We start from the raw sequence: 26,456 nt of genomic DNA on the forward strand, positions 1-26,456 counted from the left end.
GGAGGTCAGCCCAATCGCTCAACATAAACCTTGATGCGGCCGCCGCAGGACAGGCCGACTTGCCAGGCGGTCTCATCGGCAACACCGAACTCCAGCATCCTGGCTTTGCCGGAGCCGATGACGTCGACCGCCTCGGTCACGACAGCGCCCTCGACGCAACCGCCCGAAACAGAGCCGTGGAAATTGCCATGGGCATCGATGACAAGGTGGCTGCCGACCGGGCGCGGCGCTGAACCCCAGGTCTCGACCACGGTCGCGACTGCGACATCCTTGCCGTCCTTCATCCAGGCTTCCGCGATGATCAGCGGGTCGCGGGCCTCATCGAGATAAAGACTGTCACTCATCGTTGCTTCTCTCAGGGTCTGTTTTTCCAAAAGCCGGGAAATATATGGCTATGCGGCGCGCCTTGCGCCAGCATCCATCCACCGCCGTGGATCGACGGAAAGAACCGATTTCTTGTCCAGCGAGGCGCAGAGATCGGCGAGCGCGTCGAGATTGTGCACCGAGCGGAATTCGTCGACATGCGGCAGCATCGCCTTGACGCCGCGGGCGCGCGCCTGAAAACCATCGAAGCGCAACAACGGATTGAGCCAGATCAGCCGCCGGCAGGATTTGTGCAGCCGCTCCATTTCTTCCGCCAAGCCCCCTATATCGTCGCGCTCCAGCCCGTCGGTGATCAGAAGCACCACCGCGCCCTGTCCCAGCACACGTCGCGACCATACAAGGTTGAACTCGGCTAACGTATCGCCGATGCGCGTGCCACCCGACCAGTCCTTGACCGCCGCCGAGCAATCGGCAAGGGCGGCATCGGGATCGCGGTGGCGCATCTGCCGGGTCAGGTTGGTCAGCCGCGTGCCGAAGACGAAAGTGTGCACGCGCCGGCGCTTTTCCGTCAGCGCATGCAGGAAATGCAGGAAGATGCGCGTGTATTGGCTCATCGAACCGGAAATATCGGCCAGCACCACCAGGGGCGGATGAACTTCGCGGACCGAGCGGAATTTCGGCAGGATCAATTCACCGCCGGTACGCGCCGCCGAGCGCATCATGGCGCGTGGATCGATGCGGCGGCCATGCGCATCGGCCTTGAAGCGTCTGGTCCGCACCATGTCGACAGGCAGCCGCAACGCCGCGATCGCCTTCCTGGCGTCAGCCATCTCGACTGCGTTCATCTGCGCGAAGTCCTTGCCCCGCAACAGCTCGTTGCCGGAAAAGGTGAAGCGGGCGTCGACCTCGATCTCAGGGATTTCCTGAGGCGTCTGGTTCTTCTGATGACCCTCGAACATCGCCTGGCTGACGCGATTTTCAGCCGCGCGCGGTTTCTGCTTCTGCCTGACGTCAGGCGCCACCGGTGAAAACATCGCCAACAGCTTCTCGATCAATTCGCGCGATTTCCAGAACAGCCGGAAAGCTTCGTCGAAGGTGGCATGATCCTCATGCCGCGAGACCAGAACGGCGTGCAGGGTCCAGTAAAAGTCATCACGCGAGCCGATGCCGGCGACGAGCACCGCCTCGATCGCGTCCTTGACCGAAGCGGGCCCGACCCGCATGCCGGCCTTGCGCAAGGCGCGGGCGAAATAGACGATGTTGTCTGCGATCCGGCCGTCCGCCGTCGCCTCTCCAGGGTCGGGTCGGGACGCCTTCACCACCCTACTCCGCCGCCGCGAGCTCGGCCTTGACCTCGTCGAGGATGCGCCGGCCCTCGCCCGCGCCGATGCGGGCGATGTCGTCCTGGTATTTCAGCAGCACCCCGATCGTGTCGGACACGGTCTCCGGATCGAGCGCCACCTTGTCGAGTTCGGTCAGCGCGCCGGCCCAGTCGATGGTTTCGGCGACGCCCGGCACCTTGAACAGCTCGATCTGGCGCAGCTTCTGGATGAAGGACACCACTTCGGCCGAAAGCCGCTGGTTGGCCCGAGGCACCTTGCGGCGCACGATCTCCAGTTCGCGCTCGGCACTGGGGTAGTCGACCCAGTGATAAAGGCAGCGCCGCTTCAGCGCATCGTGGATTTCGCGGGTGCGGTTGGTGGTGATGATGACGATCGGCGGCTCTTCCGCCTTGATCGTGCCGAGTTCAGGCACAGTCACCTGGAAGTCGGAGAGGATTTCGAGCAGGAAGGCTTCGAAGGCTTCATCGGTGCGGTCGAGTTCGTCGATCAGGAAAACCGGGGCTGCGCCCGTCTTGCCGGTCAGCGCATCGAGCACCGGCCGGCGGATCAGGTACTTTTCGGAGAAAACGTTACGCTCCATGGCGGAGCGGTCGACCTTGCCGGCGGCCTCCTCCATGCGGATTTCGATCATCTGCGCGGCGTAATTCCACTCATAAACGGCCGAGGAGACGTCGAGCCCCTCATAACACTGCAGACGGATCAGCCGGCGGCCAAGCGCCTCGGCCAAAACCTTGGCGATCTCGGTCTTGCCGACGCCGGCCTCGCCTTCGAGGAAAAGCGGCCGTCTCATGCGCAGAGACAGGAAAAGCACCGTTGCCAGCGACCGGTCCGCGACGTAGTCCGCGCCGGTCAGGAGATCGAGCGTTTCGTCGATCGTCCGCGGCACGGGGCGCGGGTTCAAGTCGCTCATTCCTTCTCCGTGGGTGCGGCGGCCCCACTTTCCAGGACGTGGTAGCCGCGGGCGTGATAGATCAGCGGCCGCAAATTATCGCCCATACGCAGGCCTGTCACCTTGCCAAAAAGCACACGATGGGTGGCCAGGTCCTTGGTGTCGATCAGTTCACAGTCGAACACGGCGAGCGCGCCCTTCAGCGTCGGCGCGCCGGTGGAAATCACATCCCATTCGCCGAGCGCGAAGCGCTCTTCGACCGGCAGGCCAGTCATGCCGGAAAATCCAATCGACAGCGGCTCCTGGTGCGAAGCCAGCGTGTTCAGGGCAAATTTGCCGTTCTTCACGAACAGCTCATTCTTGGCATTTTCACGATTGAGGCAGACCAGGATGGTCGGCGGCGTATCCGACACAGAGCATGCCGCGATCACCGTCGTCCCCCGCTTTCCGGCGGGTCCGTCGGTGGTCACCACATGGACATGACCGGCAAAATGACTCATCGCGTCGCGATAGGCCTGCGGTCCAATATCGTTCTTCTTCAGCACTGGAAGATTCCATGGCCATTGTTCACCTGACATATATGGCCAGACATCACATGCCACAAGCGAAGTGCTTGGCCCATATCCCGAATTCGCGTGTTGCACCAAGGCCGGGCAGCCTTTAGGTCTTGGCGGGAATTTGACGCCTGCGCGACGTCGCGGGCTTGGAGGAATTCTTCGGCAGCATGCGATCCGGGGCAACCATAACCGCAGCGCTGGCCTGGCTGTTCATGGCCGGCGCCGCCAGCGCACAGACGCTCACGATTGGTGTCGCAGCACCCCTGTCGGGACCATCGGCCATCCTCGGCAGGCAGATCGAGGCTGGCGCCGGGCTCGCGGCAGAGGTGGACGGCATCCAACTCAAGACTGTTGATGACGCCTGCACCGGCGATGGCGGCGCCGCGGCGGCCAGGGAATTCGTGGCAGCCAAGGTCAATGTCGTGATCGGCTTCCTCTGCACGGAGGCGATCGAGGCGGCGATGCCTGTCCTTAAGGACGCCAATATTCCTGTCATCACCGTTGGTGTGCGAACCGAAAGCCTGACCGACCGCCGCGCCAAGACCGGCTGGCCGGTTTATCGCCTCGGCCCGCGAGGCGACGACGAGCGCAATGCCGTCGCCTCCACCCTTACCCGCCTATGGCAGAACGAGCTGTTCGCGATCATCGACGACGGCACCATCTATGGCCGTGAGATGGCGGAGACATTTCGTGCTGCTGCCGAGCAGGCGGCACTGAAACCGGTCTTCGTCGACACGTTCCGGCCGCAGCTCGACAACCAGATCGGCCTGGTGGGACGGCTGAAAAAGGCCGGCGCCACGCATGTCTTTGCCGGCGGCGACGGCGACGACATCGCCATTATGGGGCGCGATGCCGCCCAGCTCCAGACGGGCATCGTCCTTGCCGGCGGCGAAAACCTGCGCACGCCGCCCGGCGACGTGCCTTACGCGACCGGCACGCTGATGATCGCGCCACCCGAATGGGCCGATGTCGCGGATCCCAAAGTGCTGGAAAGCTTCTCCGCGCACAAGATCGTGCCGGACGGCTACGCCCTGCCGGCTTATGCTGCGGTCGAGATCGCCAAGGCCGCATCGTCGGACGCAGCAGGCTCCGGCGGGCCGCTGGCCGAGGCACTCACCGGGCATGATTTCACCACGGCGATCGGACCGGTCCGCTTCGACGACAAGGGCGACCTCAGCCAGAGCCTCTACCGTGTCTTCCGCTTCGACGGCACCCGCTTCGTGCCCTTGGAAAACAACTGATGTTCCGCACCGGTCCACGCAATCTCATCACCGATGTCATGGGCCTGCGCGTTGGCAATGCTTCCGACGCCAGGCTGAAGTCCGGCGTGACGACCGTCCTTTGCGACGAGCCGGCGGTCGCGGGAGTCCAGATTCTTGGCGGCGCGCCTGGCACCCGCGAGACGGATCTGCTGGAACCGCACAATTTGGTGGAGACGATCCATGCCGTGGTGCTGTCGGGCGGTTCTGCTTTCGGGCTCGATGCTGCCTCCGGCGTGCAGGCCGCACTGCGCGAACGCGGCATCGGCTTCGAGGTTGGCGGCTTCCGCGTACCGATCGTGCCGGCGGCGATCCTCTTCGACCTGCGCAATGGCGGCGACAAGGACTGGGGCCGCTATCCCCCCTATCGCGACCTCGGCTACGAGTCGGTGCAGACTGCCGCTGTCGATTTCCAATTTGGCACGGCGGGCGCCGGAACCGGTGCACTGACGTCGGGGCTGAAGGGTGGCCTGGGTTCCGCCTCGACACTGCTGGACAATGGGATCACCATCGGCGCGCTGGCCGCCGTCAACCCGACCGGCTCGGTGACCGTCGGCCGCACCCGCCATTTCTGGGCGGCACCCTTCGAAATCGGCGATGAATTCGGCGGGCTTGGTTATCCCTCGCCCATGCCCGAGGACGCGAAGCGGATTTTGCTGAAATACCGGGACAAGGATCACGGACGGCAGATGGACAGCGGCGGCAACACGACCATCGCGGTCATTGCCACGGACGCGGTTCTCACCAAGGCCGCCGCCAAACGCCTGGCAATTTCGGCGCATGACGGCTTCGTGCGCGCCATCTGGCCGACCCATACACCGGCCGACGGCGACCTGGTGTTCGCGCTGGCCACCGGCAAGAGCGGGGTCGAACTGACCGCCGACGCGGCAATCGACCTCTACGCCGCCGCCGGCGCCACTATGGCGCGCGCCATCAGCCGTGGCGTGTTTGCCGCGACGCCAGCCGACAACGACCTGTTTCCCGTCTGGTCGTCACGTCACTAGGCTGGCTAAAGCCGTCGATCAAACCGGATCGGATTTTTCTTCCTCGAACGTCACCGCGACATCGGAATTCGCGGACAGCCACACCTTCTTGCCATCGACCTCGGCAACCAGGGCCAGGGAAATATAGTGGTGATGGCCCTTGTGAGCCCCCTCGCCACTGTCGGCCTTGGTCAGCTTGATGCGCTGACCATCGACCTTGTCGACGGTGCCGATATGCACGCCGTCGGCGCCGACGACTTCCATGTGCTCACGAATTTTGCTGGTGTCGGTCATGTTAGCTTCTCCATTGGGGTGGGTTTCCCTTGGGACTGCCGACAATAACAAATGACGAGCGGTTTGGATGCATCGGCCTTGGTCCGCACGACGTTTTGATCTCGTCGTGCTAGGGATTGAAGCGATCAGGCCGAAGGAGCGATGACAATGCGGACGCTTTTCCTGTTTGCCGTTTGCCTGGCCACGCAGTTCGCGGCGTCGATTGCCCAGGCCGGCGATGTCGCGGAGCTCGAAATCCTGGGCTTCACCCGGGATGGCGGCGTGTTCGCCTTCGAGGAGTACGGCATCCAGGACGGGTCGGGCTTTCCCTATGCCAACCGCTATTACATCGACACGAGCAACGACAGCTTTCTCAAGGGCAGGCCGGTCAGGGTCCGGCTCGACGACGAGAAGGCAACGCTCGACGCTGCCCGCCTTCAGGCCCGGCAAAAGGGCGAGGCCATTGTCAGCCAGGCCGAGCTGAGTGCCAACCGCGGCATCACCGCCGGCTCCAACCCGGTGACCGAGCTTTCGGCCGATCCACATCGCATAGTGGTCAATCCGCGACAGATCTTTTCCCCTGTCGACCAGCCGCTCGAGTTCCGGCTTGACGAGATCGGCATGAATGACACCGAAAGTTGCGCCAGCCAGGGCGAGATCAATGGCTTCCGGTTGCTGCGTATCGAGGCGCGGGATGGCGGCACCACCAAATTGCTGCACGAGGACAAAGCGATCCCCAAGAGCCGGGGCTGCCCGAACGGCTACCGCATCGGCGCGGTGCAGACGTTCTCGATGGACAGCCTCAGCGCTTATGCGGTGCTGATCGCGGTGCGCCAGTATGGCTTCGAAGGGCCGGACTTTCGCTGGATCGCCGTGACCGGCCGCCTGTGACAGAGCTTGTCCAACCCGTCAGGCGCAATCGCGCCCTGCACCACCTTCGCGGCGCCATGCCGACACTGCGTGCAGCGCTTCTCGGTGCGCTGCTGTGGGCCGCCGCCATGGGCGCCAGCGCACTCGTCAACCTGTTGCTGGACAATTGGGTGACGCCGGGCAAGATCCGCACCGTGTCCCTGCTGTTTGCCGTCGGCGGCGCCCTGGCCTTTCCGATTGGCCTCTTTGCCGCACGGCTGGTTTCGCTCGGAAGGGGCCGGGAGGTCGCCTTCGCGGCGATATTCGTAGGGCTTGCTGCCGCAACGATCGGCCTCACCGCCCTGCTGTATGCCCTGCAATACCGCTCCTACTATGCCGAATGGCATGCGCCCGTATTCACCCTCACCTGGGGCTTTCAGCTCGCCTTCACGATGGCGGTGGCGTCCTACCAGTTCGTGGTGCTGGGCATCCGGCTCTATTTCCCGCTTGGTTTCGTCGCCTTGTTCGCCGTCAGCCTCTGGTTTGCACGGCAGCAGCGTTGAGCATTTGGCCCGCCTCTGTTAGGACGCGGACAAATCCCTCCGACACATCAGGAATGACCGATGATCCCTCGCTATTCCCGGCCGGAAATGGTCGCCATCTGGTCGCCCGAAACCCGGTTTCGCATCTGGTTCGAAATCGAAGCCCATGCCTGCGACGCGCTGGCCGAACTGGGCGTCATCCCCAAGGAGGCGGCCAAAACCATCTGGGAAAAGGGAAGCGCGGCCGAATTCGACGTCGAGAAGATCGACGCGATCGAGCGCGTCACCAAGCATGACGTTATCGCGTTCCTTACCCATCTTGCCGAATTCGTCGGGCCCGATGCACGCTTCATCCATCAGGGCATGACGTCTTCGGACGTGCTCGACACCTGCTTTGCGGTGCAACTCACCCGCGCCAGTGACATTCTGCTGGCCGACATCGATACGTTGCTTGCAGCGCTCAAGCGCCGCGCCTTCGAGCACAAGGACACCGTCACCATCGGCCGCAGCCACGGTATCCATGCCGAGCCGACGACCTTCGGCATAAAGCTTTCGCAGGCTTATGCCGAATTCTCGCGCTGCCGCGAGCGGCTGGTGCACGCGCGCGAAGACATTGCCACCTGTGCGATTTCGGGCGCGGTCGGCACCTTCGCCAACATCGAGCCCTATGTCGAGGAACATGTGGCGGCAAAGCTCGGACTGAAGCCGGAACCGGTGTCGACGCAGGTGATTCCGCGCGACCGCCACGCCATGTTCTTCGCGACCCTCGGCGTCATCGCCTCCTCGATCGAGCGGCTGGCGATCGAGGTCCGGCATCTGCAGCGCACCGAAGTGCTGGAAGCGGAAGAGTATTTTTCGCCGGGCCAGAAAGGCTCGTCGGCGATGCCGCACAAGCGCAACCCGGTGCTGACCGAAAACCTCACCGGCCTTGCCCGCATGGTGCGTTCCATGGCGCTGCCGGCGATGGAGAACGTTGCGCTCTGGCATGAGCGCGACATCTCGCACTCCTCGGTCGAGCGCATGATCGGCCCGGACGCCACCGTGACGCTTGATTTCGCGCTGTCACGCCTGACCAGCGTCGTCGACAAGCTGGTCGTCTATCCCGACAACATGCTGAACAACATGAACAAGTTTCGCGGCCTTGTGCATTCGCAACGCGTCATGCTGGCGCTGACGCAGGCCGGCCTGTCACGCGAGGATTCCTACCGGCTGGTGCAGCGCAACGCCATGAAGGTGTGGGAACAAGGCGCTGATTTTCTTGAGGAACTTCTGGGCGACAAGGAAGTGACAGCCGCGCTGCCGGAGGCGCAAATCCGCGAGAAATTCGACCTAGGCTACCACACCAAGCACGTCGACACGATCTTCAAGCGGGTGTTCGGAGGAGCATGAGCTTTCCTTCTCCCCGTTTACGGGGAGAAGGTGCCGTGATGACGTCCAATCAAGCCTTACCTGGCACGGTCCTGATCACCGTGCCCCAAGGATCCTCACGGGTCGTTTCGCTGCTCGCATTGTCCGAACGCATCTCGACCCAGGCAAGGCCCGAGCGGGAGGGGTCGCGGCGGCCGGCGCCGGCGCTTTGCCAGGCATTGGCGCCGATGTGGTGGTGATAATGCCCCGACGACAGGAACACCGCCTGGCCGCCATATTTGGCGACCGTGTCGAAGCCGAATTCCTGGTTCCACCAGGCTTCGGCCTCTTCCGGTCTGCCGACGCGCAGGTGGACATGGCCGACAATGCTGTTTTCCGGCGCGCCTTGCCATCCCGCATCGCCGGCCGGCACTTCGGCAACGACAGACGGAATGTTCATCCGCTCGGTCGCCATGGCGATCTTGTCGCCGTTCCATTTCCAATCCTGCGGGCGGCGGTCGGCATAGATTTCGATGCCGTTGCCCTCGGGATCGGTCAGGTAGAGCGCTTCGCTGACCAGATGGTCCGAAGCGCCCTCGATAGCGATCTTGTCTGAGATGGCGTGGTTGATCCAGCGTCCGAGATCGGCACGGCTGGGCAGCAGGAAAGCCGTATGGAACAGGCCGGCGCTGCGCGGATCGTCCGGTTTGGCAGAGCTGTCCGGCTCAAGCACCAGCAGCGGACGGCTGCCGGCACCGAGCGTGATCGCGCCGTCGGCGCGGCTCAATTCCTGCAGTCCGACGACTTTGCGATAATAGGCGGCAAGACTTTCGGCATCACGCGCCTTCAGGCCGACGCGGGCGACGCTCACCGGCGTGGTGGCGGCAAATGGCAGTTCGCTCATCATTGTCTCCGTTGCGGCGACGTCTCGCGAAGCTCCCAAAGCCAGGAGGCCAGCGGCGCCGATCATTCTACGTCGTGTCAGCGCCAAAATCCCGGTCCTCCACGGCTGTTTCTCTCCCGACAGAGATCGTCGATCTTCATCGTTCACACAAGACAGCGAAAAGCGAACATGGTGTTCACCGTTGCGACCGGAAGCCTGCCCATCAACGGTTGCATGAGGCAATCGCGCTCGCTATCTGAGCGCCATGAAAGTCAAGGACGCAGATATTCTGATCATTCCCGGATACACCAATTCGGGGCCTGAGCATTGGCAGACCCGCTGGCAATCGAAACTGTCCACGGCGCGCCGCGTCGAGCAAGCGGAATGGTCGAAGCCGGTGCGCGAGGACTGGACGGCGAGTGTGGCCAAGGCGGTCAACGAGGCCGAGAGACCTGTCGTTCTCGTCGCTCACTCACTTGGAGTGGCCGCGGCCGTACAAGCCATTCCGCAGTTCCGGAAGCCGGTCGCCGGCGCCTTCTTCGTGGCACCGCCGGACGTCGCGAATCCCAAGATCAAGCCAAGACATCTGATGACCTTCGGCCCTTATCCTCGCGAACCGCTGCCGTTTCCCTCCATCGTGATCGCCAGCCGCAACGACCTCTTCTGCCCTTTCGATGTCGCCGAGGACATCGCCGGCGCCTGGGGCTCGCTGTTCATCGATGCCGGAGAAACCGGCCATCTCAGCGAGGATTCAGGCTTTGGCCCCTGGCCCGAGGGATCGATGACCTTCGCCAAGTTTCTGACGGACCTCTGAGGCGCGCCAAAATCAACGCACGATGGCATTCGATCAAACTGCAGGACTCGAATAAATAATAATTTAAGAGGGCCAGCGTTAACTATTCAGAAGCAGTGGAAATTGCTTTCTGGATGATCATCCGTGCTTGAACCGGGCTGCCAATTCTTCGCCCTTGAAACAGAGGTCAATGCTTGCGCAAGGACGCTTCACTCGAATTCTTGAGAGGTGCCGCAGCGCTTATCGTTCTCAATTGGCATATCTTGTGTGCTTTTGCGCCGTCCGCAGCGGGCGAAGAGGAGGCTGCGCAATCGCTCAAGACAAGTCTGGCTTTCATCGCTTTCAATGGCGGCTCTGCCGTCTACTTGTTTTTCGTCCTCTCTTCCTATGTGCTTGTGAAGCGTTATTTCCAGTCCCGCGACGCACAAGACCTTCGGCTGGGTGCGATCAAACGTTTGCCTCGTCTGGCTGGACCCGTGCTTGTTGTGGTTCTATCGTCCTGTGTCATCTTCAAGCTCGATCTGTATTTCTTCGAGGATGCAGCGGCGGTCGCTCAATCTGAGTGGCTCGGCAGATTCGGCAATGCTTCAAAGGTACTGTCGCGGGAGACAGCGAGTTTCTCCGACGCATTCCTACAAGGAGCGTGGCGGACATTCATTACGGCGACAAATATTACGACAGCAGCCTGTGGACCATGACGATCGAGTTCTGGGGCAGCATGCTGACCTTCGCCCTCGCCCCGATCGTCTTTTTCTTGCAAGGCCGCTGGGCGCTATTGTCCTGGCTTTGCATAGCAACCGGCGTATTCTTGGCGGTGCAAGTCAGCTTCTTCTTTTGTGCCTTTCCGGCCAGCCTCCTACTCTATCCGCTTCTCGCCATGGGATTTCGCCTGAATCGATGGGTGAGAGGGGCCATGGCGATTATTTCGCTGGTGCTGCTGGGTTATGCAGGAGACGCTGTCGGAATATACCGGCCCTTCGCCGTGCTCGATATTGCAGTTTCCGATATCGGTTTGCGGCAAGCTTGCGTGGCCATCCCGGCAAGCATCATGCTGGTTTACGCCGTGCTGAGCACGGATGACCCACCGTCATGGCTCTCCGGCAAGGCCGCACGTTTCCTGGGCGACCTGTCTTTCCCGCTCTACCTCGTGCATGTACCCGTTATCTGCTCGTTGGGATCATGGGCGCTGCTGGCAAGCGACTCCGCCGCACTCGGCGCTGCCGTCGCGATATCTGGGTCGATCCTCGCGGCATTGCCGCTGATGGCTTTCAACAACTGGTGGGTCCAGGCGCTCGGCGCTTTGTTCGACAGGATCAGACGCGGCGGATCGGCCGCCACGGCGCTCGTGGTGCAAAGGCCTGAGCAACACGCTGGCGACAGCAATCCGCTGGTTCAGGATCCGATCGAGTCCCGCATGTCCTTGAGCAGGGTCCTTGCTCCCAATGAAATCAGCGCGTGCTCGGAGCCCGTGGCGAGCAGGCGATAGCCCATCGACACGACGCGGCCGGCGATAGCCGGTTCGACGACATAGATCGCCGCATGCTTGCCGGCCTTGCGGGTGCGCTCGGCAACCGAAGCCACCGTCTCCATCATGCTTTCCAGCGTCGAATTGACCGTGGTGCCGTTGGTCCAGGCGATCGAGAAGTCGGACGGTCCGAGGAAAATGCCGTCGATGCCCGGCGTGTCGAGGATACCGTCAAGCGCATCGAGCGCGGTGCGCGTCTCGACCATGGCAAAAGCCATGGTGCGCTGATTGGCGTCGCGCAGCCATTCGGCATAGTCGCCCTTGCCATGGCGGGGAAAGGCATAGGTCGGACCCCACGAGCGCTCGCCGAGCGGGGGATATTTCATGGCCGCGGCGAACAGCTTTGCATCGGCCACCGAGTTGACCATCGGCGCAATGACCGCCTCGGCGCCGAAATCGAGAGCGCGGCTGGCCATGTCGAAACGGCCAACGGGAATGCGCACCAGCGCCGGCTTGCCCACGGCCAGCACGGGTGCCAGGCCGCGCAGGACGCTGTCCTCGTGATGGCCGCCATGCTGCATGTCCAGTGTGACGGCATCGAAGTCCTGCCTGGCGAGGATCTCCACGGTCAAGGCATCCGGCACGCCCGACCAGGCGGTTACCAGCGTTTCATCTGCGGCAAGACGGGACTTCAGGGACATCTAATCTCTTTCCTCGTTAACGTCGGCAGTTTCAGCCGGAAACCGCCGCAAAGGCAAAGAAAAACCGCCCGGATCGGCCGGGCGGTCGATTGGGCCAGAAAGCGGCCGGATCAGGTGTTCTTGATCTGCTCGATCGCCTGCGCCATCATTTCGTCCATGGTGCGGCGGATCTGGTGATCGGACTGCTCGACGCCGGCGGCATCGAAATCCTTGCGGATCTTGCGGAACACGTCGTGGTCGCCGGCTTCCTCAATGTCGGAAACAACGACTTCCTTGGCGTAGGCGTCGGCATCGGCGCCGGACTTTCCGAGCTTTTCGGCTGCCCACAGACCAAGCGCCTTGTTGCGCCGCGCCGAAGCCTTGAACCGAAGCTCCTCGTCGAATGCGAATTTGCGCTCGAAGCCCTCTTCGCGGTCTTTCATGCTGCTCATGGCGTCCCTCCGGTCAAATCCGATTCGTTGGCAATGGATATGTGTGTTGCCGAAGCACAAACCAAAAGGTCGCGGGCCGGTCAATATGCTTCGTCATATGCTGCGCTGCGGCATTTCAGTCCCGAAAGCGGTTGATTGAAAGGATTTGCCGATTGAGCAAACGGTGTGATTGGGATAGACCCGGCATTGAACGTCACCGTCGCCGCATTAATTCAGGCGGACGGACAGGAAGTGGTCGCTTGCCGCCTGTCCGCAAATCCAGAGAAAAATTCAAATGAAAAATCGCCGCCGCATTTATGAAGGCAAGGCCAAGATCCTCTATGAGGGACCCGAGCCGGGCACGCTGATCCAGTTCTTCAAGGACGACGCAACCGCGTTCAACAAGAAGAAGCACGAGGTCATCGACGGCAAGGGTGTACTTAACAACCGCATTTCCGAATACATCTTCAATCATTTGAACCGCATGGGCATCCCGACCCACTTCATCCGCCGGCTCAACATGCGCGAGCAGCTGATCAAGGAAGTCGAGATCATCCCGCTCGAGGTGGTGGTGCGCAATGTCGCCGCCGGTTCGCTGTCCAAGCGCCTCGGCATCGAGGAAGGCACCGTCCTGCCGCGCTCGATCATCGAATTCTATTACAAGGCCGACGCGCTCGACGATCCGATGGTTTCGGAAGAGCACATCACGGCGTTCGGCTGGGCAAGCCCGCAGGAGATCGACGACGTCATGGCGCTGGCCATCCGCGTCAACGATTTCCTCTCCGGCCTGTTCATGGGGGTCGGCATCCAGCTCGTCGACTTCAAGATCGAGTGCGGTCGCCTGTTCGAGGGCGACATGATGCGCATCGTCGTGGCCGACGAGATTTCGCCGGATTCCTGCCGCCTGTGGGACGTGGCGACGCAGGACAAGCTCGATAAGGACCGTTTCCGCCGCGACATGGGCGGCCTCGTCGAGGCCTATCAGGAAGTCGCCCGCCGCCTCGGCATCATGAACGAGAACGAGCCGCCGCGTCCTACCGGTCCGGTGCTTGTCGCCTCGACCGATGGCCTCAAAGGCAAGCCGCACTGACACCGGCTTGCGCCCAACGTTCAGAACAGGAGCATGTCCAGCGTGATCAAGGCCCGCATTACCGTCACCCTCAAGAATGGTGTGCTCGACCCGCAAGGCAAGGCGATCGAACACGCGCTGTCGGGGCTGGGCTTCGATGGCGTCGGCCAAGTGCGGCAGGGCAAGGTGTTCGACGTCGAGCTTTCGGAAAGCGACAAGGGCAAGGCCGAGGCCGATCTCAAGGCCATGTGCGACAAGCTGCTGGCGAACACTGTAATTGAGAATTATAGTGTGACGCTTACCTGAAGTTGTGCCGGAGGAACTGATGGCCGAGAGCGATGGAAGCTTTGATATTTGAAGGCCTCAAGTCCATTCAATCACGGTTGGACAGGATGGATTTGACGCTCGGAGAGGTAAAATCCGAGCTTGGCTCCATCCGCGGTCATCTGATAGCCACCGAGAGTGACGTGAAGAACATCTATGGCGTGCTCGCTCGCCGGGATGATTGGCTAGAACATATCGAGCGCCGTCTCGACCCGCGCGAACTTGCCGAAGCACAAAGGCCTTACGAACCAAAATGAAATCAGCCGTCGTCCTTCTCCCTGGCCTCAACCGCGACCGCGACATGATCGCGGCGCTGACCAAGATTTCCGGACAGGCGCCGGCAACCGTCTGGCAGACCGACACCGAAATTCCCGATGTCGACCTGATCGCCATCCCAGGCGGTTTTTCCTTTGGCGACTATCTGCGCTGCGGCGCGATCGCGGCACGCATGCCGGTCATGCGGGCGGTCGCCGAAAAGGCGGCCAAGGGCGTCATGGTCATCGGCGTTTGCAACGGTTTCCAAATTCTCGTCGAGGCCGGTCTGCTGCCAGGTGCGCTGATGCGCAACACCTCGCTGAAATTCGTCTGCCGGCAGGTCAAGCTCGAGATCGCCAACGCCAACACCATGTTCACGCGTCGCTACCAGCCGGGCCAGATCATCCGCTCGCCGGTGGCGCATCACGACGGGAATTACTTTGCCGACGCCGACACACTTGCCCGTCTCGAGGGCGAAGGCCAGGTGGTGTTCCGCTATGCCGAAGGCACCAACCCGAACGGCTCGATCAACGACATTGCCGGCATCGTCAACGAACAAGGCAATGTGCTCGGCCTGATGCCGCATCCCGAGAATCTGATAGAAGCAGCGCATGGCGGCAATGACGGCAGAGCGCTGTTCGAAGGCGCCTTGGGCATTGCCGCTTGAAGTTTGCAACCGCAACCTTAAGAATTGCGGCAATTCAAGATCATAGCGTGAGGGAGAGACGGTCATGAAACTCTATTCGCGGCCGTTGTCGCCCTACTCTTCGATCGTGCGGGCGCTGGCCTATATCAAGGACGTGCCGATCAAGATCATCGCGCCGCCGCCCGGTTTTCCGATCCCCGAGGCGTTTCGCGCCATCTCGCCGATGAACCGGATTCCGGTTCTGATCACCGGCTCGGGCGAAACGATCGTCGAATCGGTGGTGATCGCCGAATATCTCGAGGAACGGTTTCCCGAACCAGCTCTGTTGCCGCCCGATTCGAAGGACCGCGCGCTGGTGCGCATGTTTGCCCGCATCGTCGATCTCGACGTACTCACACCGACGATGAAGCTTTTCGAACTGCATTTCGTGCCGAAGCGCGACACTGCCGAGATCGACGCCCAATTCGCCCGTCTGCACCATGGGCTGGCCGCCATCGAGGCACGCATGGCGCAAGGCCCCTTCGCGCTCGGCAGCGACATCAGTTTCGCCGATGCCTGGCTGACGCCGACGCGGTTCATCTTCAACAATTTCCGCGCCATGACCGGCCGCCACGACCTGCTCGACGCCTATCCCAGATTCGATGCCTATGAGCAGATCGCCTCGCAGCATCCGGCATTGTCCAGGGTGTGGGGCGAGATGACCGACGGCCTGAAGATCTTTCTGTCCGAACTCGAAATGGGTGCCGCTTGATCAAGAACAGGACGATCGCCCTGATCGCCGTGTCAGGCTTTGCCTTGGCATCTTGCCAATCGAGCCCCAAGAGCACGCCCGTGCCGTCGGGCAAGAGCGCCGCGCTGCTCTCCATGGAACAGGTGGCGATATCGGCCCACAAATGCTGGATCGCCAGCAAGGATCCGGCCTTCAGGCAGTATCAGATGGCCAATGAACTGAACTCGTTCAGCGGCACGCCGCGCTTCCTTCTGGTGCCGGCCAAGCACTATGGCGGCAAACCGTTGCTGGTCGTGCAGGCACAGGGCAATTCAAGCCGTGTCGACGTCTTCGGACCGTTGATGAACGACCCGCTCGGCGCACGCATCAGCTCTGATGTCGCGCGCTGGCAGGCGGGCAATCCGGCCTGCGCGGCCACCGCCTGAGCCTGCCATGGGTCGGTTCCTGCAGATCGCGGGATTGTTTGTTGGCCTGATAGCGCTCGCTTTGCAGTTCTCGATCACCATTCCGGCTTCGATGGTAGCGGGCCGCGGCCTGCTCGGCTCGATCGTGTTCTATTTCAGCTTCTTCACCATCCTGACCAACATTGGCGCCGTGCTGGTCCACGCTTCGCTGTTGTCATCCAGCTTCTATGCATGGCTGCCGGCCTTTGCCGGACCACGGATGCGCGCGGGCGTCGCGGCTTCGATCACCCTAGTATTCATCGTCTATGCCACGGTTCTGGCGCGGCTCTGGCAGCCGCAAGGCCTGTTCCTGCTCTGCGACATCCTGCTGCACTACGTGACGCCGGTGCTGTTCGTGCTGTGGTGGCTGATATCGGGCGCCGATGGCAGGACGCGATGGAGCGACATCTCCTGGTGGGTGCTCTATCCCATCGCCTATCTGGCCTATGCGCTGGCGCGCGCGCCGCTGGCGGGCGAAGTGCCCTACCCCTTCCTCAATGTCGCCAGGAACGGCGTTGAGAGCGTCGCCATGGCCGCGCTCGCCATAACCACACTTTTCCTTGTGATATGCGTCGTCGCCGTTTTCGTCGACCACGCTATCGGACGCCTCGGGAGCAAAGGCATCCGATAACGGGCCGCTATTCCCAGAGCGGCTTGATGCCTTCGCGGTGAGCGTCGCAGCGCGAAATGCCGATGTCCTTGAGTTGATCGTCGGTCATCTCCAGCAGCGCCAGCCGGCCGCGCCGGCGCTCCAGCAGGTGGTCGATCCATTTCGCCAGCGAACTGAGCACTTGCACAATTCGGCCGGCGAAGCCGCGCTGCCCGGACGGGCGAGCAGGCTGACCGAGCAATTGGGTTTCCGAGTGGCGGAATGTTCCGATTGTATTCATTTTCTTTCTGCCAAATGTCAATTGCACCCCTGGGTTGGATGCATTGCCGGTATGTATTGACTCCAAAAACGGTGCAATATAGAAAATTGTCACCATGACAAATTGGATTCCAGATCTCACCGGTTCAGGCCCGCTGTATCAGCGTCTCGCGGATTCCATCGAGGCGGATATCGACCGAGGAGTGATCGGCGCGGGGGCAAAACTGCCGCCACAGCGCGACCTTGCCTACGACATCGGTGCCACGGTCGGCACCGTCGGGCGGGCCTATCAATTGCTGCGCGAGCGCGGTCTCGTCAGCGGCGAAGTCGGACGCGGGACCTACGTGCTTAGCCAGAACATCGGAGTTACGAAGCCGGAGACGCCCGACACCAGCGTGGAGGGCACGCGCTATGTCGATGCCCCCAAGGGCAAGTTGCGGTTCGACAGCACGGCAGCCCCTGATATCGGCCAGGGCGCCGTTGTAGCCGATGTCCTGTCGCGCACCGCACAGGACCATCCGCATGAGATTTCAAGTTACACGCGCGACTTCCCGCATCGCTGGTACGAAGCCGGCGCCCGGTGGCTGTCGCGGAATGCCTTCCGACCAACGATCGATACAATCGTGCCTACCCTCGGCACCCATGCGGCGGTGATGGCCGCGATCGCGGCCCTGACCACGCCCGGCGACTATGTCGCCTTCGAGCACCTCACCTACTCCCAGATTTCCCGCAGTGCCGGCCTGATCGGCCGGCGCACCGCGCTGGTGGCATCGGACGATGAAGGCCTCGATCCGGCGGATTTCGAACGCGTCTGCGCGCAAAAGCACCCCAGGATGATCTTCCTGATACCGACGGCGCAGAATCCGACCTTGGTGACTTTGTCGTCGGCGCGACGCGAGGCGATCGCGCGTATCGCCCGTGATTACAACGTCATCCTGATCGAGGATGACCTCTACGGCCATTTGACCGACGACCCGACACCGCTGCTTGCCGAATTCGCGCCCGAACGCACCATCATCGCCGGCGGCCTGTCGAAATCGGTCGCCGCCGGCCTGCGCGGCGGCTGGCTCTCCTGCCCGCCCGCCTATCGCCATCGCATCCGGGTCGCCCACAAGATGATGACCGGCGGCATGCCATTCCTGCTGGCGGAGGTGAATGCCCGGCTGGTGCTTTCCGGCCATGCCAGCGAAATCCGCAAGCGCAGCATCGCGGAGATCAGCGCCCGCATGTCCATAGTGCGCGAAAGTTTGGCGGGCTTCTCATTCAGATCGCACGACAAGGTGCCGTTCGTCTGGCTCACCCTGCCCGATCCCTGGCTTTCCGGCACGTTCAAGAATGCCTGCCTGGAGCATGGCGTGCTGATCGACGATGAGGATGAATTCAAGGCGGGGCGCTCGGAGCGGGTTTTCCATGGGGTGCGCTTCGGTGTTTCGCAGCCGAGCGGGCGCGAGGATGTTGCCCGCGGCGTCGCGGTGATCAGGCGGCTGCTGGACGAGGGCCGCGCGGGCTACGACAGTTTTTCCTGAACCGTTCGCGGCCACCCGCCCTGCTGCCTCGAGACGTCGACTTGCGACACTAGACTTGTCAGAACCAGACCCGGATCAACCTTCGGCCTTGAAGTTCTTGGCTTCCTTCTCGGCTTTTTCCTTGCCGTGCTTCTCAGCCAATTCCTTGGCCTGCCGCGGCGAAACGTCGGTGGTCTCCGCGATATGGAGAGCTTCCTTGTCCGAGAGGCGATTGTCGTTCTTGCCTTGCTTGGTAGCCATGATTCTGTCTCCTCGGTGATAGGGACCTAACGACCGGGGCATCGGAGCGTTCCCCATTTTGGTTTTGCGGGGACTTGAAAGCTGGGTGGACGCCTTTCGCTGCTCACCAAAAGGCCTGCCGCGATCTATCGCCCTGTTGCTTTCTGCCTTTTTCCTCAGCCGACGGGTGTATCGACCGCAAGGCTTGCGATAAGAGGAGACTCAAAATCCCTGCTCCATGGACATAAATCGCCGCCCATGACCACTTCCAATTCCGTCCCGATCACATCAGACCTCATCGCCTCGCATGGGCTGAAGCCCGATGAGTATCAGCGCATATTGGACCTGGTCGGTCGCGAGCCGAGCTTCACCGAACTCGGCATCTTCTCGGCGATGTGGAACGAGCACTGCTCCTACAAATCCTCGAAGAAATGGCTGCGCACCTTGCCGACCACCGGCCCGCAAGTCATCCAGGGCCCAGGCGAGAATGCCGGCGTGGTCGACATCGGTGACGGCGACTGCGTCGTCTTCAAGATGGAAAGCCACAACCATCCCTCCTTCATCGAGCCCTACCAGGGTGCGGCGACGGGCGTCGGCGGCATCTTGCGCGACGTCTTCACCATGGGCGCGCGGCCGATCGCGGCGATGAACGCGCTGCGCTTCGGCGCGCCCGACCATCCCAAGACCAGGCATCTGGTCGCGGGCGTGGTTTCCGGCGTCGGCGGCTACGGCAATGCCTTCGGCGTGCCGACGGTCGGCGGCGAGGTCAATTTCGACGCCCGCTACAACGGCAACATCCTGGTCAATGCCTTTGCCGCGGGCCTTGCCAAGACCGATGCCATCTTCCTGTCCGAGGCAAAGGGCGTCGGCCTGCCGGTCGTCTATCTGGGCGCCAAGACCGGCCGCGACGGCGTCGGCGGCGCCACCATGGCCTCGGCCGAATTCGACGACAAGATCGACGAGAAGCGCCCGACCGTGCAGGTCGGCGATCCCTTCACCGAAAAATGCCTGCTGGAGGCCTCTCTCGAACTGATGGCTTCGGGCGCCGTGATCGCCATCCAGGACATGGGTGCTGCCGGCCTCACCTGTTCGGCGGTCGAAATGGGCGCCAAGGGCGACCTCGGCATCGAACTCGACCTCGACAAGGTGCCGGTGCGCGAGGAGCGCATGAGCGCCTACGAGATGATGCTGTCGGAAAGCCAGGAGCGCATGCTGATGGTGCTGCGCCCCGAAAAAGAGAAGGAGGCCGAGGCGATCTTTCACAAATGGGGCCTCGACTTCGCCATCGTCGGCAAGACCACCGACGATCTGCGCTTCCGCGTGCGGCACCAGGGGAACGAGGTCGCCAACCTGCCGATCAAGGATCTCGGTGACAAGGCTCCCGAATACGATCGCCCTTGGGTCGAGCCGAAGAAGCCGGCGCCGCTTGCCGCCAACGATATCCCGCAGGCCGACCTCGCCGATGCGCTGCTGAAGCTGCTTGGCGGACCGGACCTGTCTTCGCGCCGCTGGGTGTGGGAACAGTACGACACACTGATCCAGGGCAATTCGCTGCAGCTTCCGGGCGGCGACGCCGGCGTGGTGCGGGTCGAGGGCCATCCAACCAAGGCGCTGGCCTTCTCCTCCGACGTGACGCCCCGCTATTGCGAAGCCGACCCCTACGAGGGCGGCAAGCAGGCGGTGGCCGAATGCTGGCGCAACCTGACCGCCACCGGTGCGCTGCCGCTCGCCGCCACCGACAATCTCAATTTCGGCAATCCCGAACGGCCTGAGATCATGGGCCAGTTGGTTGGCGCGGTGAAAGGCATCGGCGACGCCTGCCGGGCGCTTGGTTTCCCGATCGTGTCGGGCAATGTCTCGCTCTACAACGAGACCAACGGCCGGGGCATCCTGCCGACACCGACCATCGGCGGCGTCGGCCTGATATCAGACTGGTCGAAGATGGCGCGGATCGGTTTCGCCGCGGAAGGCCAGATGATCCTGCTGGTCGGCGCACCGGCTTCCTGGGGAACGCATCTTGGCCAGTCCGTCTATTTCAGGGATATCCACGGCCGCAGCGACGGCCCGCCGCCGCCGGTCGACCTCGAACACGAGAAGCGCGTCGGCGACCACGTACGCTCGCTGATCGCTGCCGGCATCGTCACGGCCGCGCATGACGTCTCAGATGGCGGCATTGCGGTGGCGCTGGCCGAAATGGCGATGGCGTCGGGCATCGGCGCGACCGTTCCCGGGCTTGTCGGTACCGATCCGATCCCGGTCTGGTTCGGCGAAGACCAGGGCCGCTATCTCCTGACGCTGTCGATCGATCCGCATGGCGATGAATGGGACGCCATCCGCAAGCAGCAGGGCGAACTCGGCATTTTCGCGCCGTGGATCGGCTCGACCGGCGGCGCCGCGTTGAAGCTCGGCGATGCCAGGGCAATCCCGGTCAGCGACTTGACCGCCGCCCATGAAGGCTGGTTCCCGCGCTTCATGGATCAGGCCAGTTGACCAGGGCATGATCCCGAAAGGTGGAAACCGGTTTTCTCGGACAAAGGGAAAACCGATTTGTCCAGAGATCCTGCTCAATCATAAGAAACTGGCCGTCCGGGCGCTGCTTGCAGTCGTCTTCTGGCCGTCGCTGTTCTTCTTCTGGTGCCTCGGGCCCTTCGTCTTCTTCCTGCTCTCGACAACATCGAGCGAGGTTTGTTCCAGGCTGGAAACGCGCGGAGAATTCCTCGCCGCGGCCAACGGCACGCTTCCGATGCTTGTGCTGCAGAACCTCATCTATGCGGTTCCGATCGTCTGCCTGCTGCTTTGGAACCGGCTTCTGCCGGACCAGGCGCGGACAAGACACGTCGTCACCTGCATCAAGCTTTTCGCCGTCTCGGCCGTCTTGGGGGCCTTGTGGGAGTACGGCTCTTCGCTTGTCTGCGATGGTTACGGCCAGCCGTTCTTCTCGCCCGCCTGGCGAATGACCAGCTATCTGCCGATCGCCAACATGGCGGTCAACCTCCCGCTCTACGTGCTGGTCTTCAGCCTTGGCCGCGCCTTCTCGATGCGTGAGGATGAGCCGGCGCGGGGGCCGGGTGAAACCATCGCCTGAACACCAGCAGAACGGATACCGGACAGAACCGCTTCAATCCGGATTGGAAAGGCTTTAGGCTTGCCCGACTCTCATCATATGGGCCGCCGCGCCGCCGCCCTTCCGAAACAGGAATTTCCGCAATGGCAATGGACGCTCACGACATCGAAAAACTGATCAAGGACGGCATACCGGATGCCCGTGTGACAATTCGCGACCTCGCCGGTGACGGCGACCATTACGCCGCTGAGGTCGTGGCCGAGAGCTTTCGCGGAAAAAGCCGCGTCCAGCAGCATCAGATGGTCTATGACGCATTGAAGGGCAATATGGGCGGCGTGCTGCACGCGCTGGCGCTGCAGACCAGCGTTCCCGACTGAGGCATTTCCACCCGACACGCTTGGCCCAAAAGCGCCCATTCTTTGCGCCATTCGGGTGATGGCATGGCTAAAGTCTTGTTTCGGGCAACCTATGGGTTTATTTGAGGGGCATGTTTCGAGCCTGACTCCCACAGGCGTGAAAGGATATTCCATGAGCGGCATCAACGACTACATCGACAATGAAGTGAAGGGCAACGACGTCGTCCTTTTCATGAAGGGCACGCCCGGCTTCCCGCAATGCGGATTTTCCGGCCAGGTCGTCCAGATCCTCGACTATATCGGCGCCGACTACAAAGGCGTGAACGTTCTGGACTCCGCCGAGCTGCGCCAGGGCATCAAGGACTATTCCAACTGGCCGACGATCCCGCAGCTCTACGTCAAGGGCGAATTCGTCGGCGGCTGCGATATCATCCGCGAAATGTTCCAGGCCGGCGAATTGCAGACCTTCCTGGTCGAGAAGGGCGTGAGCGTCAAAGGCGCCGCCTGACTTCCGTTTTGGGCGTGTCGGTATCGACATGCCCAAGCCACCGGGGCGGCCCCACCTCGGCAATTTTACAAGCCCGGATCCCGGGACCAAGACGAGCCAAATGCGCCGGCCCGCCGGCGCATTTTCGTTTGAGAGATCGGACTTGCCGTGGACCAGCAGAAATCAGCGCCGCAAGGGGCAAGCACCTCGCCCCCGGCAAGCCAATTGGCGATTCCGCGCTGGGAGTTCATCGCGCTCTGCGCGGCGCTGATGGCGCTCAATTCGCTGGCCATCGACATCATGCTGCCGGCGCTGCAGCAGATCGGTGCCTCGCTCGGGGTCGAGAACGAAAATCATCGGCAATATGTGGTCACCGCCTACATACTGGGTTTCGGCGGCGGCCAACTGTTCTTCGGGCCGATCTCGGACCGGTTCGGGCGCCGATCGCCGCTCGTCGCCGGCCTGATCATCTATGTGGCGGCGGCCGCCGCGGCCGCTATCGCGCCGAGCTTTGAAACGCTCTTGATATGCCGCGCCGTGCAAGGCCTTGGCGCGGCTGCCACGCGCGTCATAGCGGTCTCGATCGTGCGCGATACATTCGACGGCCGGCGTATGGCCGAAGTCATGTCGCTGATCTTCATGGTGTTCATGGCGATCCCGGTCGTGGCTCCAGGCATCGGCCAGTTCATCATGCTGTTCGCGACCTGGCATTGGATATTCGTCACAATGGCCGTCGGAGCTATGATCGTCTCGGCGTGGTCGCTGCTGCGCCTGCCCGAGACGCTGCATCCCGAATATCGCCGGCCACTGACGGTTTCATCCATCCTCGGCGGCTTCCGCATCGTGCTCACCAACCGCATCGCGCTCTGCTATGCCTTCGCCAGCACCTTCATCTTCGGCGCCATGTTCGGCTTCATCGCCTCGGCGCAGCAAATCTACGTCAACATCTTCGACGTCGGCGAGATGTTTCCCGTCATTTTCGCCGGTGTCGCGGGCGTACTCGCCTTCTCCAACTATCTGAACTCGCGCCTCGTCGGCCGCGTCGGCATGCGCCGCCTGTCGCAAAGCGCGCTGTTGCTGTTTCTGGTGATCAGCCTGGCCTGGCTGGTGGTTTCACTGGAAACGAAGATGCCGCTCTGGCTGTTCATCACCTTCTTTGCCAGTGCCATGCTGCCGTTTGGCTGTCTTGGAGCCAATTTCAATGCGTTGGCCATGGAGCCGCTTGGCCAGCTGGCCGGCACGGCGTCATCGATCCTGGGTTTCATGCAGACTTTTCTCGGCGGCATTCTCGGCACGCTGATCGGCCAGGCTTTCAACGGCACGGTGACGCCGCTGGCCGCCGGTTTCTGCAGCGTCTCGGTGGCCGCGCTGCTGATGATCCTGTTTGCGGAGCGCGGCAAGATGTTCCAGCCGCAGAACGCCCCCGTTTCAGGCCACGTCACCGACCTGCACTGATTGTCGTCTGCTGGTGGCGTCAGGATGCGCGTTCAAGCGCCGCCGTGAAGCGAGGAGAGAGCATCCGCCCCGCGATCGCTCCGCCCATGCCGTTTGAAAAGGGGAATGGAAGAGCGTCGTCGAGCGCCTTGAGGATGGACGCCACGAAGGCTCGGCTGAGCCGCGGATCGGCCCCCAGATCGGAATAGGAGGCGCGAGGCGTCCCGATCAGCGTCCCGTTGCGACGGAGCGAGAACTGCATGGTCAAGGACATGCCCGCGGTTCCGGGTGGCGGTTTCCAACAGGCATAGATAGCGTCCGACATCTCCTTGATGGTGTCGATGGGATCGGAACTGTGACAGGGGCGTTCTTGCGCGATTGCCGCGCTGGAGTTCGCAAACAGCACCACGGCAAGAGCCGCCGCAAAAATTGCGAACCGAGGTTTCATCCGAGAGCCTCCGCCAAAACGCCCGACTCGATCATACAACGGTTTAAGCCACAGGAATTGGTCCTATTCCGCCCACAACTCGCGGCGCAGTTCCTGCCAGCTGTCCTGGTCCGGCGCGACAAGCAGACCGCCATCGACATGCGAGGGCAGATAGGCGCTGCCGTCGATGCGAGCGGCATGGCCGCCGGCCTCCTGATGGATCAGCACGCCGGGCAGATGATCCCAGGGCATCAGCTTGTTGTAGACGACAAAATGCGCATGCCCGCTCGCCAGCAGGCGATATTCGTGAGCAGCGCAGCGATAGGCGAACTGCGACAGTGCCTTGGTCTGGTTGCGCGCCAGGCGTGAGCGCTCCGGTTCGTCGAGATATTGCCAGGACACCGCGCCGGTCATCTGCGAGATCGGCACGGGCGCCGCCACATGCACTTTCTCCAGGTTGCCATGGGCATGCCTGATATGACTGCCGGCACCCCTGGCGGCGATGAGCCAGTCCTTGCCCACCGGATCATGAATGATGCCCGCGACCGTCTCCCCCCTGACCACGACCGCCAGCATGACGCCGAACAGCGGCACGCCGGACGCGAAATTGAAGGTGCCGTCCACCGGATCGACGGTGAACGCCAGTTCGGCATCGCCCAAGCCGTCGAGCAGCGCCGGATCTTCGGAGCAGGCCTCCTCGCCCACCACCATGGCAGAGGGATAGCGATCGCGCAGCCTGGCGGTGATCAGCCGCTCGGCGTTGACATCGGCCTCCGTCACCAGGTCGGCGGCGGAAGTCTTCTGCCTGATGTCGCCGTCGCCCAGTCGGCGAAAGCGCGGCATGATTTCGGCTTGGGCTGCCTCGGCCAGAATGCCGGCCAGCCAGTCGATCGCGGTGTCGTCAAATGTCATCGGAAATGTCTTGCCTGATCGCGAGGGTTTCATTGAGGGCGGCGAAATCGAACAGCTTTCGGTCGAGCAAATGCGACGGCCTGGTGTTGGACAGAGCGCGAATCATGGTGTCCTTGCGGCCGGGCATGCGCTTTTCGATGTCCTCGAGCATCGCTTTCATGGCGTTGCGCTGCAGCCCTTCCTGGCTGCCGCAGAGATCGCAAGGGATGATTGGGAACCGCATCGCGGCAGCGAATTTCTCCAGATCGATTTCGGCGCAGTAGCTCAGCGGCCGCAACACCACCACGTCGCCTTCGTCGTTGAGCAGTTTCGGCGGCATGGCGGCAAGCCGCCCGCCGTGGAACAGGTTCATGAAGAAGGTTTCGAGGATGTCCTCGCGATGATGGCCGAGGACCAGGGCCGAGCAGCCTTCCTCGCGCGCGATCCTGTAGAGATGGCCGCGCCGCAGCCGCGAGCAGAGTGAGCAATAGGTGCTGCCTTCGGGGAGCTTGTCGGTCACGACCGAATAGGTGTCCCGGTATTCGATACGGTGCGCTATGCCGTTGGTGTCGAGATAGTCGGGCAGGATATGTTTGGGGAAATTCGGCTGGCCCTGGTCGAGATTGCAGGCCAGCAACTCGACTGGCAGCATCCCGCGCCATTTGAGATCAAGCAACATGGCCAGCAGACCGTAGGAATCCTTGCCGCCCGATAGCGCGACCAGCCAGCGCTCGCCCGGCTTCACCATCGAAAAATCCTCGATCGCCTGGCGGGTCAGCCGTAGCAGTCGCTTGCGCAGCTTGTTGAACTCGACCGAGGACGGTACATCGGCGAACAGCGGGTGAGAGCCGCCTTCGGCGGCCGGTTCTAGTGTTTCGATGTCTGGCTGCATGTTCATGGCGCGACGGCCCCGGATGTGACTTCCGCCCGGCTTAGCGCATTGTCTGGAAAATCGAAATTGATTTTAGCGACACGCCGCAAAACGGGTGCCCGAAACAAAAAGGCCGCCTCGAGGGCGGCCTCAGACTGCTGACAAACCCCTGGCAATTGCCGGGGGTTTTTGATTCACTGGGTCATGTTGAAGCGACCCGCCCCTGAA

Annotated in this window: 34 protein-coding genes; 21 read left to right on the top strand and 13 right to left on the bottom strand. The window is 62.3% G+C overall.

What is annotated here, in order from left to right; genetic code table 11:
- Positions 1-5: 5 nt before the first annotated feature.
- Genes LB524_RS26065 through LB524_RS26080 form a run of 4 tightly spaced genes read right to left on the bottom strand, consistent with a single transcriptional unit; the run spans position 6 to position 3,101 of the window.
- Positions 6-344, bottom strand: a complete 339-nt coding sequence (locus LB524_RS26065) for an XdhC family protein (RefSeq protein WP_140823611.1) — start codon at positions 342-344, stop codon at positions 6-8.
- A 48-nt stretch (positions 345-392) separates the two neighbouring features.
- Complete coding sequence (locus tag LB524_RS26070) at positions 393-1,643, bottom strand: vWA domain-containing protein (RefSeq protein WP_140823612.1); 1,251 nt, start codon at positions 1,641-1,643, stop codon at positions 393-395.
- Positions 1,644-1,647: 4 nt separating this feature from the next.
- Positions 1,648-2,577, bottom strand: a complete 930-nt coding sequence (locus LB524_RS26075) for an AAA family ATPase (RefSeq protein ID WP_224531151.1) — start codon at positions 2,575-2,577, stop codon at positions 1,648-1,650.
- Positions 2,574-3,101, bottom strand: a complete 528-nt coding sequence (locus LB524_RS26080) for a flavin reductase (RefSeq protein ID WP_140662039.1) — start codon at positions 3,099-3,101, stop codon at positions 2,574-2,576. The genes LB524_RS26075 and LB524_RS26080 overlap by 4 nt, the downstream gene beginning before the upstream one ends.
- Before the next feature lie 179 nt (positions 3,102-3,280).
- Between LB524_RS26080 and LB524_RS26085 the strand changes: the two genes are divergently transcribed.
- Both LB524_RS26085 and LB524_RS26090 read left to right on the top strand, forming a co-directional pair.
- The gene (locus LB524_RS26085) at positions 3,281-4,354 is read left to right on the top strand and encodes a branched-chain amino acid ABC transporter substrate-binding protein (protein ID WP_224531152.1); all 1,074 of its coding nucleotides are present in this window, start codon (positions 3,281-3,283) and stop codon (positions 4,352-4,354) included.
- Positions 4,354-5,376: a P1 family peptidase gene (locus LB524_RS26090; protein WP_224531153.1), complete on the top strand. Its 1,023-nt coding sequence runs from the start codon at positions 4,354-4,356 to the stop codon at positions 5,374-5,376. Before LB524_RS26085 ends, LB524_RS26090 begins: the two co-directional genes overlap by 1 nt.
- Before the next feature lie 18 nt (positions 5,377-5,394).
- On the opposite strand, the gene LB524_RS26095 is transcribed toward LB524_RS26090, so the two are convergent.
- The gene (locus tag LB524_RS26095; RefSeq protein ID WP_023773164.1) at positions 5,395-5,649 is read right to left on the bottom strand and encodes a DUF2171 domain-containing protein; all 255 of its coding nucleotides are present in this window, start codon (positions 5,647-5,649) and stop codon (positions 5,395-5,397) included.
- A 147-nt stretch (positions 5,650-5,796) separates the two neighbouring features.
- Here LB524_RS26095 and LB524_RS26100 point away from each other — a divergent pair, with 147 nt between their 5' ends.
- From LB524_RS26100 to purB, 3 genes are read left to right on the top strand one after another with little or no spacing between them, the layout of a single operon-like run.
- Complete coding sequence (locus tag LB524_RS26100) at positions 5,797-6,519, top strand: DUF2259 domain-containing protein (RefSeq protein WP_224531154.1); 723 nt, start codon at positions 5,797-5,799, stop codon at positions 6,517-6,519.
- Positions 6,520-6,575: 56 nt separating this feature from the next.
- Positions 6,576-7,040 (top strand): hypothetical protein, encoded by a 465-nt coding sequence (locus LB524_RS26105; RefSeq protein WP_224531155.1) that lies wholly within the window; start codon positions 6,576-6,578, stop codon positions 7,038-7,040.
- 60 nt (positions 7,041-7,100) lie between these two features.
- Entirely contained in the window at positions 7,101-8,408 is a 1,308-nt protein-coding gene (gene purB / locus LB524_RS26110) for an adenylosuccinate lyase (RefSeq protein WP_140787521.1), read from the top strand.
- Between the two features lie 49 nt (positions 8,409-8,457).
- On the opposite strand, the gene LB524_RS26115 is transcribed toward purB, so the two are convergent.
- Positions 8,458-9,270 (bottom strand): VOC family protein, encoded by an 813-nt coding sequence (locus LB524_RS26115; RefSeq protein WP_224531156.1) that lies wholly within the window; start codon positions 9,268-9,270, stop codon positions 8,458-8,460.
- A gap of 244 nt (positions 9,271-9,514) precedes the next feature.
- Here LB524_RS26115 and LB524_RS26120 point away from each other — a divergent pair, with 244 nt between their 5' ends.
- The 3 genes from LB524_RS26120 (at position 9,515) to LB524_RS26130 (ending at position 11,528) form a co-directional block, all read left to right on the top strand.
- Entirely contained in the window at positions 9,515-10,063 is a 549-nt protein-coding gene (locus tag LB524_RS26120; RefSeq protein ID WP_224531158.1) for an RBBP9/YdeN family alpha/beta hydrolase, read from the top strand.
- 173 nt (positions 10,064-10,236) lie between these two features.
- Positions 10,237-10,740 (top strand): acyltransferase family protein, encoded by a 504-nt coding sequence (locus tag LB524_RS26125; protein WP_224531159.1) that lies wholly within the window; start codon positions 10,237-10,239, stop codon positions 10,738-10,740.
- The gene (locus LB524_RS26130) at positions 10,686-11,528 is read left to right on the top strand and encodes an acyltransferase family protein (protein WP_224531162.1); all 843 of its coding nucleotides are present in this window, start codon (positions 10,686-10,688) and stop codon (positions 11,526-11,528) included. Before LB524_RS26125 ends, LB524_RS26130 begins: the two co-directional genes overlap by 55 nt.
- Here the strand turns inward: LB524_RS26130 and LB524_RS26135 are convergent.
- Positions 11,435-12,208 carry an HpcH/HpaI aldolase family protein gene (locus tag LB524_RS26135; protein ID WP_224531164.1) on the bottom strand — a complete coding sequence of 258 codons (774 nt, stop codon included), beginning with the start codon at positions 12,206-12,208 and terminating at the stop codon, positions 11,435-11,437. The genes LB524_RS26130 and LB524_RS26135 overlap by 94 nt on opposite strands.
- Positions 12,209-12,318: 110 nt before the next feature.
- On the bottom strand, positions 12,319-12,639 hold the full coding sequence (locus LB524_RS26140; protein ID WP_015318134.1) for a DUF1476 domain-containing protein: 321 nt from the start codon (positions 12,637-12,639) through the stop codon (positions 12,319-12,321).
- 274 nt (positions 12,640-12,913) lie between these two features.
- Here LB524_RS26140 and purC point away from each other — a divergent pair, with 274 nt between their 5' ends.
- The 7 genes from purC to LB524_RS26175 all read left to right on the top strand — a co-directional run bounded on the left by purC (position 12,914) and on the right by LB524_RS26175 (position 16,716).
- Positions 12,914-13,708 (top strand): phosphoribosylaminoimidazolesuccinocarboxamide synthase, encoded by a 795-nt coding sequence (gene purC, locus LB524_RS26145; RefSeq protein WP_013532127.1) that lies wholly within the window; start codon positions 12,914-12,916, stop codon positions 13,706-13,708.
- Positions 13,709-13,750: 42 nt separating this feature from the next.
- Positions 13,751-13,993 (top strand): phosphoribosylformylglycinamidine synthase subunit PurS, encoded by a 243-nt coding sequence (purS, locus tag LB524_RS26150; protein WP_015318135.1) that lies wholly within the window; start codon positions 13,751-13,753, stop codon positions 13,991-13,993.
- 32 nt (positions 13,994-14,025) lie between these two features.
- Entirely contained in the window at positions 14,026-14,268 is a 243-nt protein-coding gene (locus tag LB524_RS26155; protein ID WP_140662031.1) for a hypothetical protein, read from the top strand.
- A complete protein-coding gene (purQ, locus tag LB524_RS26160; protein ID WP_015318137.1) occupies positions 14,265-14,933 on the top strand; it encodes a phosphoribosylformylglycinamidine synthase subunit PurQ in 669 nt (222 codons plus the stop codon). Before LB524_RS26155 ends, purQ begins: the two co-directional genes overlap by 4 nt.
- A 64-nt stretch (positions 14,934-14,997) precedes the next feature.
- Positions 14,998-15,663 carry a glutathione S-transferase family protein gene (locus LB524_RS26165; protein WP_140717438.1) on the top strand — a complete coding sequence of 222 codons (666 nt, stop codon included), beginning with the start codon at positions 14,998-15,000 and terminating at the stop codon, positions 15,661-15,663.
- On the top strand, positions 15,660-16,067 hold the full coding sequence (locus tag LB524_RS26170; RefSeq protein WP_015318139.1) for a hypothetical protein: 408 nt from the start codon (positions 15,660-15,662) through the stop codon (positions 16,065-16,067). Before LB524_RS26165 ends, LB524_RS26170 begins: the two co-directional genes overlap by 4 nt.
- Positions 16,068-16,074: 7 nt before the next feature.
- On the top strand, positions 16,075-16,716 hold the full coding sequence (locus LB524_RS26175; protein ID WP_224531166.1) for a Pr6Pr family membrane protein: 642 nt from the start codon (positions 16,075-16,077) through the stop codon (positions 16,714-16,716).
- A gap of 7 nt (positions 16,717-16,723) precedes the next feature.
- Here the strand turns inward: LB524_RS26175 and LB524_RS26180 are convergent, their stop codons facing one another.
- Positions 16,724-16,975 (bottom strand): DUF1127 domain-containing protein, encoded by a 252-nt coding sequence (locus LB524_RS26180; protein WP_224531174.1) that lies wholly within the window; start codon positions 16,973-16,975, stop codon positions 16,724-16,726.
- 94 nt (positions 16,976-17,069) lie between these two features.
- Between LB524_RS26180 and LB524_RS26185 the strand changes: the two genes are divergently transcribed.
- Entirely contained in the window at positions 17,070-18,479 is a 1,410-nt protein-coding gene (locus tag LB524_RS26185; RefSeq protein ID WP_224531167.1) for a PLP-dependent aminotransferase family protein, read from the top strand.
- A gap of 75 nt (positions 18,480-18,554) precedes the next feature.
- Here LB524_RS26185 and LB524_RS26190 read toward each other — a convergent pair whose 3' ends face one another.
- Positions 18,555-18,719: a hypothetical protein gene (locus LB524_RS26190; protein WP_015318143.1), complete on the bottom strand. Its 165-nt coding sequence runs from the start codon at positions 18,717-18,719 to the stop codon at positions 18,555-18,557.
- A 237-nt stretch (positions 18,720-18,956) separates the two neighbouring features.
- Here LB524_RS26190 and purL point away from each other — a divergent pair, with 237 nt between their 5' ends.
- The 5 genes from purL (at position 18,957) to LB524_RS26215 (ending at position 24,060) form a co-directional block, all read left to right on the top strand.
- A complete protein-coding gene (purL, locus tag LB524_RS26195; protein WP_224531169.1) occupies positions 18,957-21,188 on the top strand; it encodes a phosphoribosylformylglycinamidine synthase subunit PurL in 2,232 nt (743 codons plus the stop codon).
- 7 nt (positions 21,189-21,195) lie between these two features.
- Complete coding sequence (locus tag LB524_RS26200) at positions 21,196-21,783, top strand: hypothetical protein (protein ID WP_224531170.1); 588 nt, start codon at positions 21,196-21,198, stop codon at positions 21,781-21,783.
- A gap of 122 nt (positions 21,784-21,905) precedes the next feature.
- The gene (locus tag LB524_RS26205) at positions 21,906-22,139 is read left to right on the top strand and encodes a BolA/IbaG family iron-sulfur metabolism protein (RefSeq protein WP_015318146.1); all 234 of its coding nucleotides are present in this window, start codon (positions 21,906-21,908) and stop codon (positions 22,137-22,139) included.
- A 151-nt stretch (positions 22,140-22,290) separates the two neighbouring features.
- The gene (gene grxD / locus LB524_RS26210) at positions 22,291-22,626 is read left to right on the top strand and encodes a Grx4 family monothiol glutaredoxin (RefSeq protein WP_013895877.1); all 336 of its coding nucleotides are present in this window, start codon (positions 22,291-22,293) and stop codon (positions 22,624-22,626) included.
- Between the two features lie 147 nt (positions 22,627-22,773).
- On the top strand, positions 22,774-24,060 hold the full coding sequence (locus tag LB524_RS26215) for a multidrug effflux MFS transporter (RefSeq protein ID WP_140616996.1): 1,287 nt from the start codon (positions 22,774-22,776) through the stop codon (positions 24,058-24,060).
- A 19-nt stretch (positions 24,061-24,079) separates the two neighbouring features.
- On the opposite strand, the gene LB524_RS26220 is transcribed toward LB524_RS26215, so the two are convergent.
- The 3 genes from LB524_RS26220 to ttcA all read right to left on the bottom strand — a co-directional run bounded on the left by LB524_RS26220 (position 24,080) and on the right by ttcA (position 26,255).
- Complete coding sequence (locus tag LB524_RS26220) at positions 24,080-24,487, bottom strand: TonB C-terminal domain-containing protein (RefSeq protein ID WP_224531178.1); 408 nt, start codon at positions 24,485-24,487, stop codon at positions 24,080-24,082.
- Between the two features lie 63 nt (positions 24,488-24,550).
- Positions 24,551-25,378 (bottom strand): inositol monophosphatase family protein, encoded by an 828-nt coding sequence (locus tag LB524_RS26225; RefSeq protein ID WP_140787539.1) that lies wholly within the window; start codon positions 25,376-25,378, stop codon positions 24,551-24,553.
- A complete protein-coding gene (gene ttcA, locus LB524_RS26230; RefSeq protein WP_140787541.1) occupies positions 25,368-26,255 on the bottom strand; it encodes a tRNA 2-thiocytidine(32) synthetase TtcA in 888 nt (295 codons plus the stop codon). The genes LB524_RS26225 and ttcA overlap by 11 nt, the downstream gene beginning before the upstream one ends.
- Between the last annotated feature and the right edge of the window lie 201 nt (positions 26,256-26,456).

The organism is Mesorhizobium sp. ESP6-5 (genome assembly GCF_020164695.1).
In the GTDB taxonomy this organism is placed as follows: Bacteria; Pseudomonadota; Alphaproteobacteria; order Rhizobiales; family Rhizobiaceae; genus Mesorhizobium; species Mesorhizobium australicum.

Excerpts from the sequence above, each read along its gene's own strand:
- LB524_RS26065 (WP_140823611.1), bottom strand. The coding sequence starts at position 344 with ATGAGTGACAGTCTTTATCTCGATGAGGCCCGCGACCCGCTGATCATC.
- LB524_RS26075 (WP_224531151.1), bottom strand. The coding sequence starts at position 2,577 with ATGAGCGACTTGAACCCGCGCCCCGTGCCGCGGACGATCGACGAAACG.
- LB524_RS26085 (WP_224531152.1), top strand. The coding sequence starts at position 3,281 with ATGCGATCCGGGGCAACCATAACCGCAGCGCTGGCCTGGCTGTTCATG.
- LB524_RS26090 (WP_224531153.1), top strand. The coding sequence starts at position 4,354 with ATGTTCCGCACCGGTCCACGCAATCTCATCACCGATGTCATGGGCCTG.
- LB524_RS26095 (WP_023773164.1), bottom strand. The coding sequence starts at position 5,649 with ATGACCGACACCAGCAAAATTCGTGAGCACATGGAAGTCGTCGGCGCC.
- LB524_RS26100 (WP_224531154.1), top strand. The coding sequence starts at position 5,797 with ATGCGGACGCTTTTCCTGTTTGCCGTTTGCCTGGCCACGCAGTTCGCG.
- LB524_RS26105 (WP_224531155.1), top strand. The coding sequence starts at position 6,576 with ATGCCGACACTGCGTGCAGCGCTTCTCGGTGCGCTGCTGTGGGCCGCC.
- purB (WP_140787521.1), top strand. The coding sequence starts at position 7,101 with ATGATCCCTCGCTATTCCCGGCCGGAAATGGTCGCCATCTGGTCGCCC.
- LB524_RS26115 (WP_224531156.1), bottom strand. The coding sequence starts at position 9,270 with ATGAGCGAACTGCCATTTGCCGCCACCACGCCGGTGAGCGTCGCCCGC.
- LB524_RS26120 (WP_224531158.1), top strand. The coding sequence starts at position 9,515 with ATGAAAGTCAAGGACGCAGATATTCTGATCATTCCCGGATACACCAAT.
- LB524_RS26135 (WP_224531164.1), bottom strand. The coding sequence starts at position 12,208 with ATGTCCCTGAAGTCCCGTCTTGCCGCAGATGAAACGCTGGTAACCGCC.
- LB524_RS26140 (WP_015318134.1), bottom strand. The coding sequence starts at position 12,639 with ATGAGCAGCATGAAAGACCGCGAAGAGGGCTTCGAGCGCAAATTCGCA.
- purC (WP_013532127.1), top strand. The coding sequence starts at position 12,914 with ATGAAAAATCGCCGCCGCATTTATGAAGGCAAGGCCAAGATCCTCTAT.
- LB524_RS26155 (WP_140662031.1), top strand. The coding sequence starts at position 14,026 with ATGGAAGCTTTGATATTTGAAGGCCTCAAGTCCATTCAATCACGGTTG.
- purQ (WP_015318137.1), top strand. The coding sequence starts at position 14,265 with ATGAAATCAGCCGTCGTCCTTCTCCCTGGCCTCAACCGCGACCGCGAC.
- LB524_RS26165 (WP_140717438.1), top strand. The coding sequence starts at position 14,998 with ATGAAACTCTATTCGCGGCCGTTGTCGCCCTACTCTTCGATCGTGCGG.
- LB524_RS26175 (WP_224531166.1), top strand. The coding sequence starts at position 16,075 with ATGGGTCGGTTCCTGCAGATCGCGGGATTGTTTGTTGGCCTGATAGCG.
- LB524_RS26180 (WP_224531174.1), bottom strand. The coding sequence starts at position 16,975 with ATGAATACAATCGGAACATTCCGCCACTCGGAAACCCAATTGCTCGGT.
- LB524_RS26185 (WP_224531167.1), top strand. The coding sequence starts at position 17,070 with ATGACAAATTGGATTCCAGATCTCACCGGTTCAGGCCCGCTGTATCAG.
- LB524_RS26190 (WP_015318143.1), bottom strand. The coding sequence starts at position 18,719 with ATGGCTACCAAGCAAGGCAAGAACGACAATCGCCTCTCGGACAAGGAA.
- purL (WP_224531169.1), top strand. The coding sequence starts at position 18,957 with ATGACCACTTCCAATTCCGTCCCGATCACATCAGACCTCATCGCCTCG.
- LB524_RS26200 (WP_224531170.1), top strand. The coding sequence starts at position 21,196 with ATGATCCCGAAAGGTGGAAACCGGTTTTCTCGGACAAAGGGAAAACCG.
- LB524_RS26205 (WP_015318146.1), top strand. The coding sequence starts at position 21,906 with ATGGCAATGGACGCTCACGACATCGAAAAACTGATCAAGGACGGCATA.
- grxD (WP_013895877.1), top strand. The coding sequence starts at position 22,291 with ATGAGCGGCATCAACGACTACATCGACAATGAAGTGAAGGGCAACGAC.
- LB524_RS26220 (WP_224531178.1), bottom strand. The coding sequence starts at position 24,487 with ATGAAACCTCGGTTCGCAATTTTTGCGGCGGCTCTTGCCGTGGTGCTG.
- LB524_RS26225 (WP_140787539.1), bottom strand. The coding sequence starts at position 25,378 with ATGACATTTGACGACACCGCGATCGACTGGCTGGCCGGCATTCTGGCC.
- ttcA (WP_140787541.1), bottom strand. The coding sequence starts at position 26,255 with ATGAACATGCAGCCAGACATCGAAACACTAGAACCGGCCGCCGAAGGC.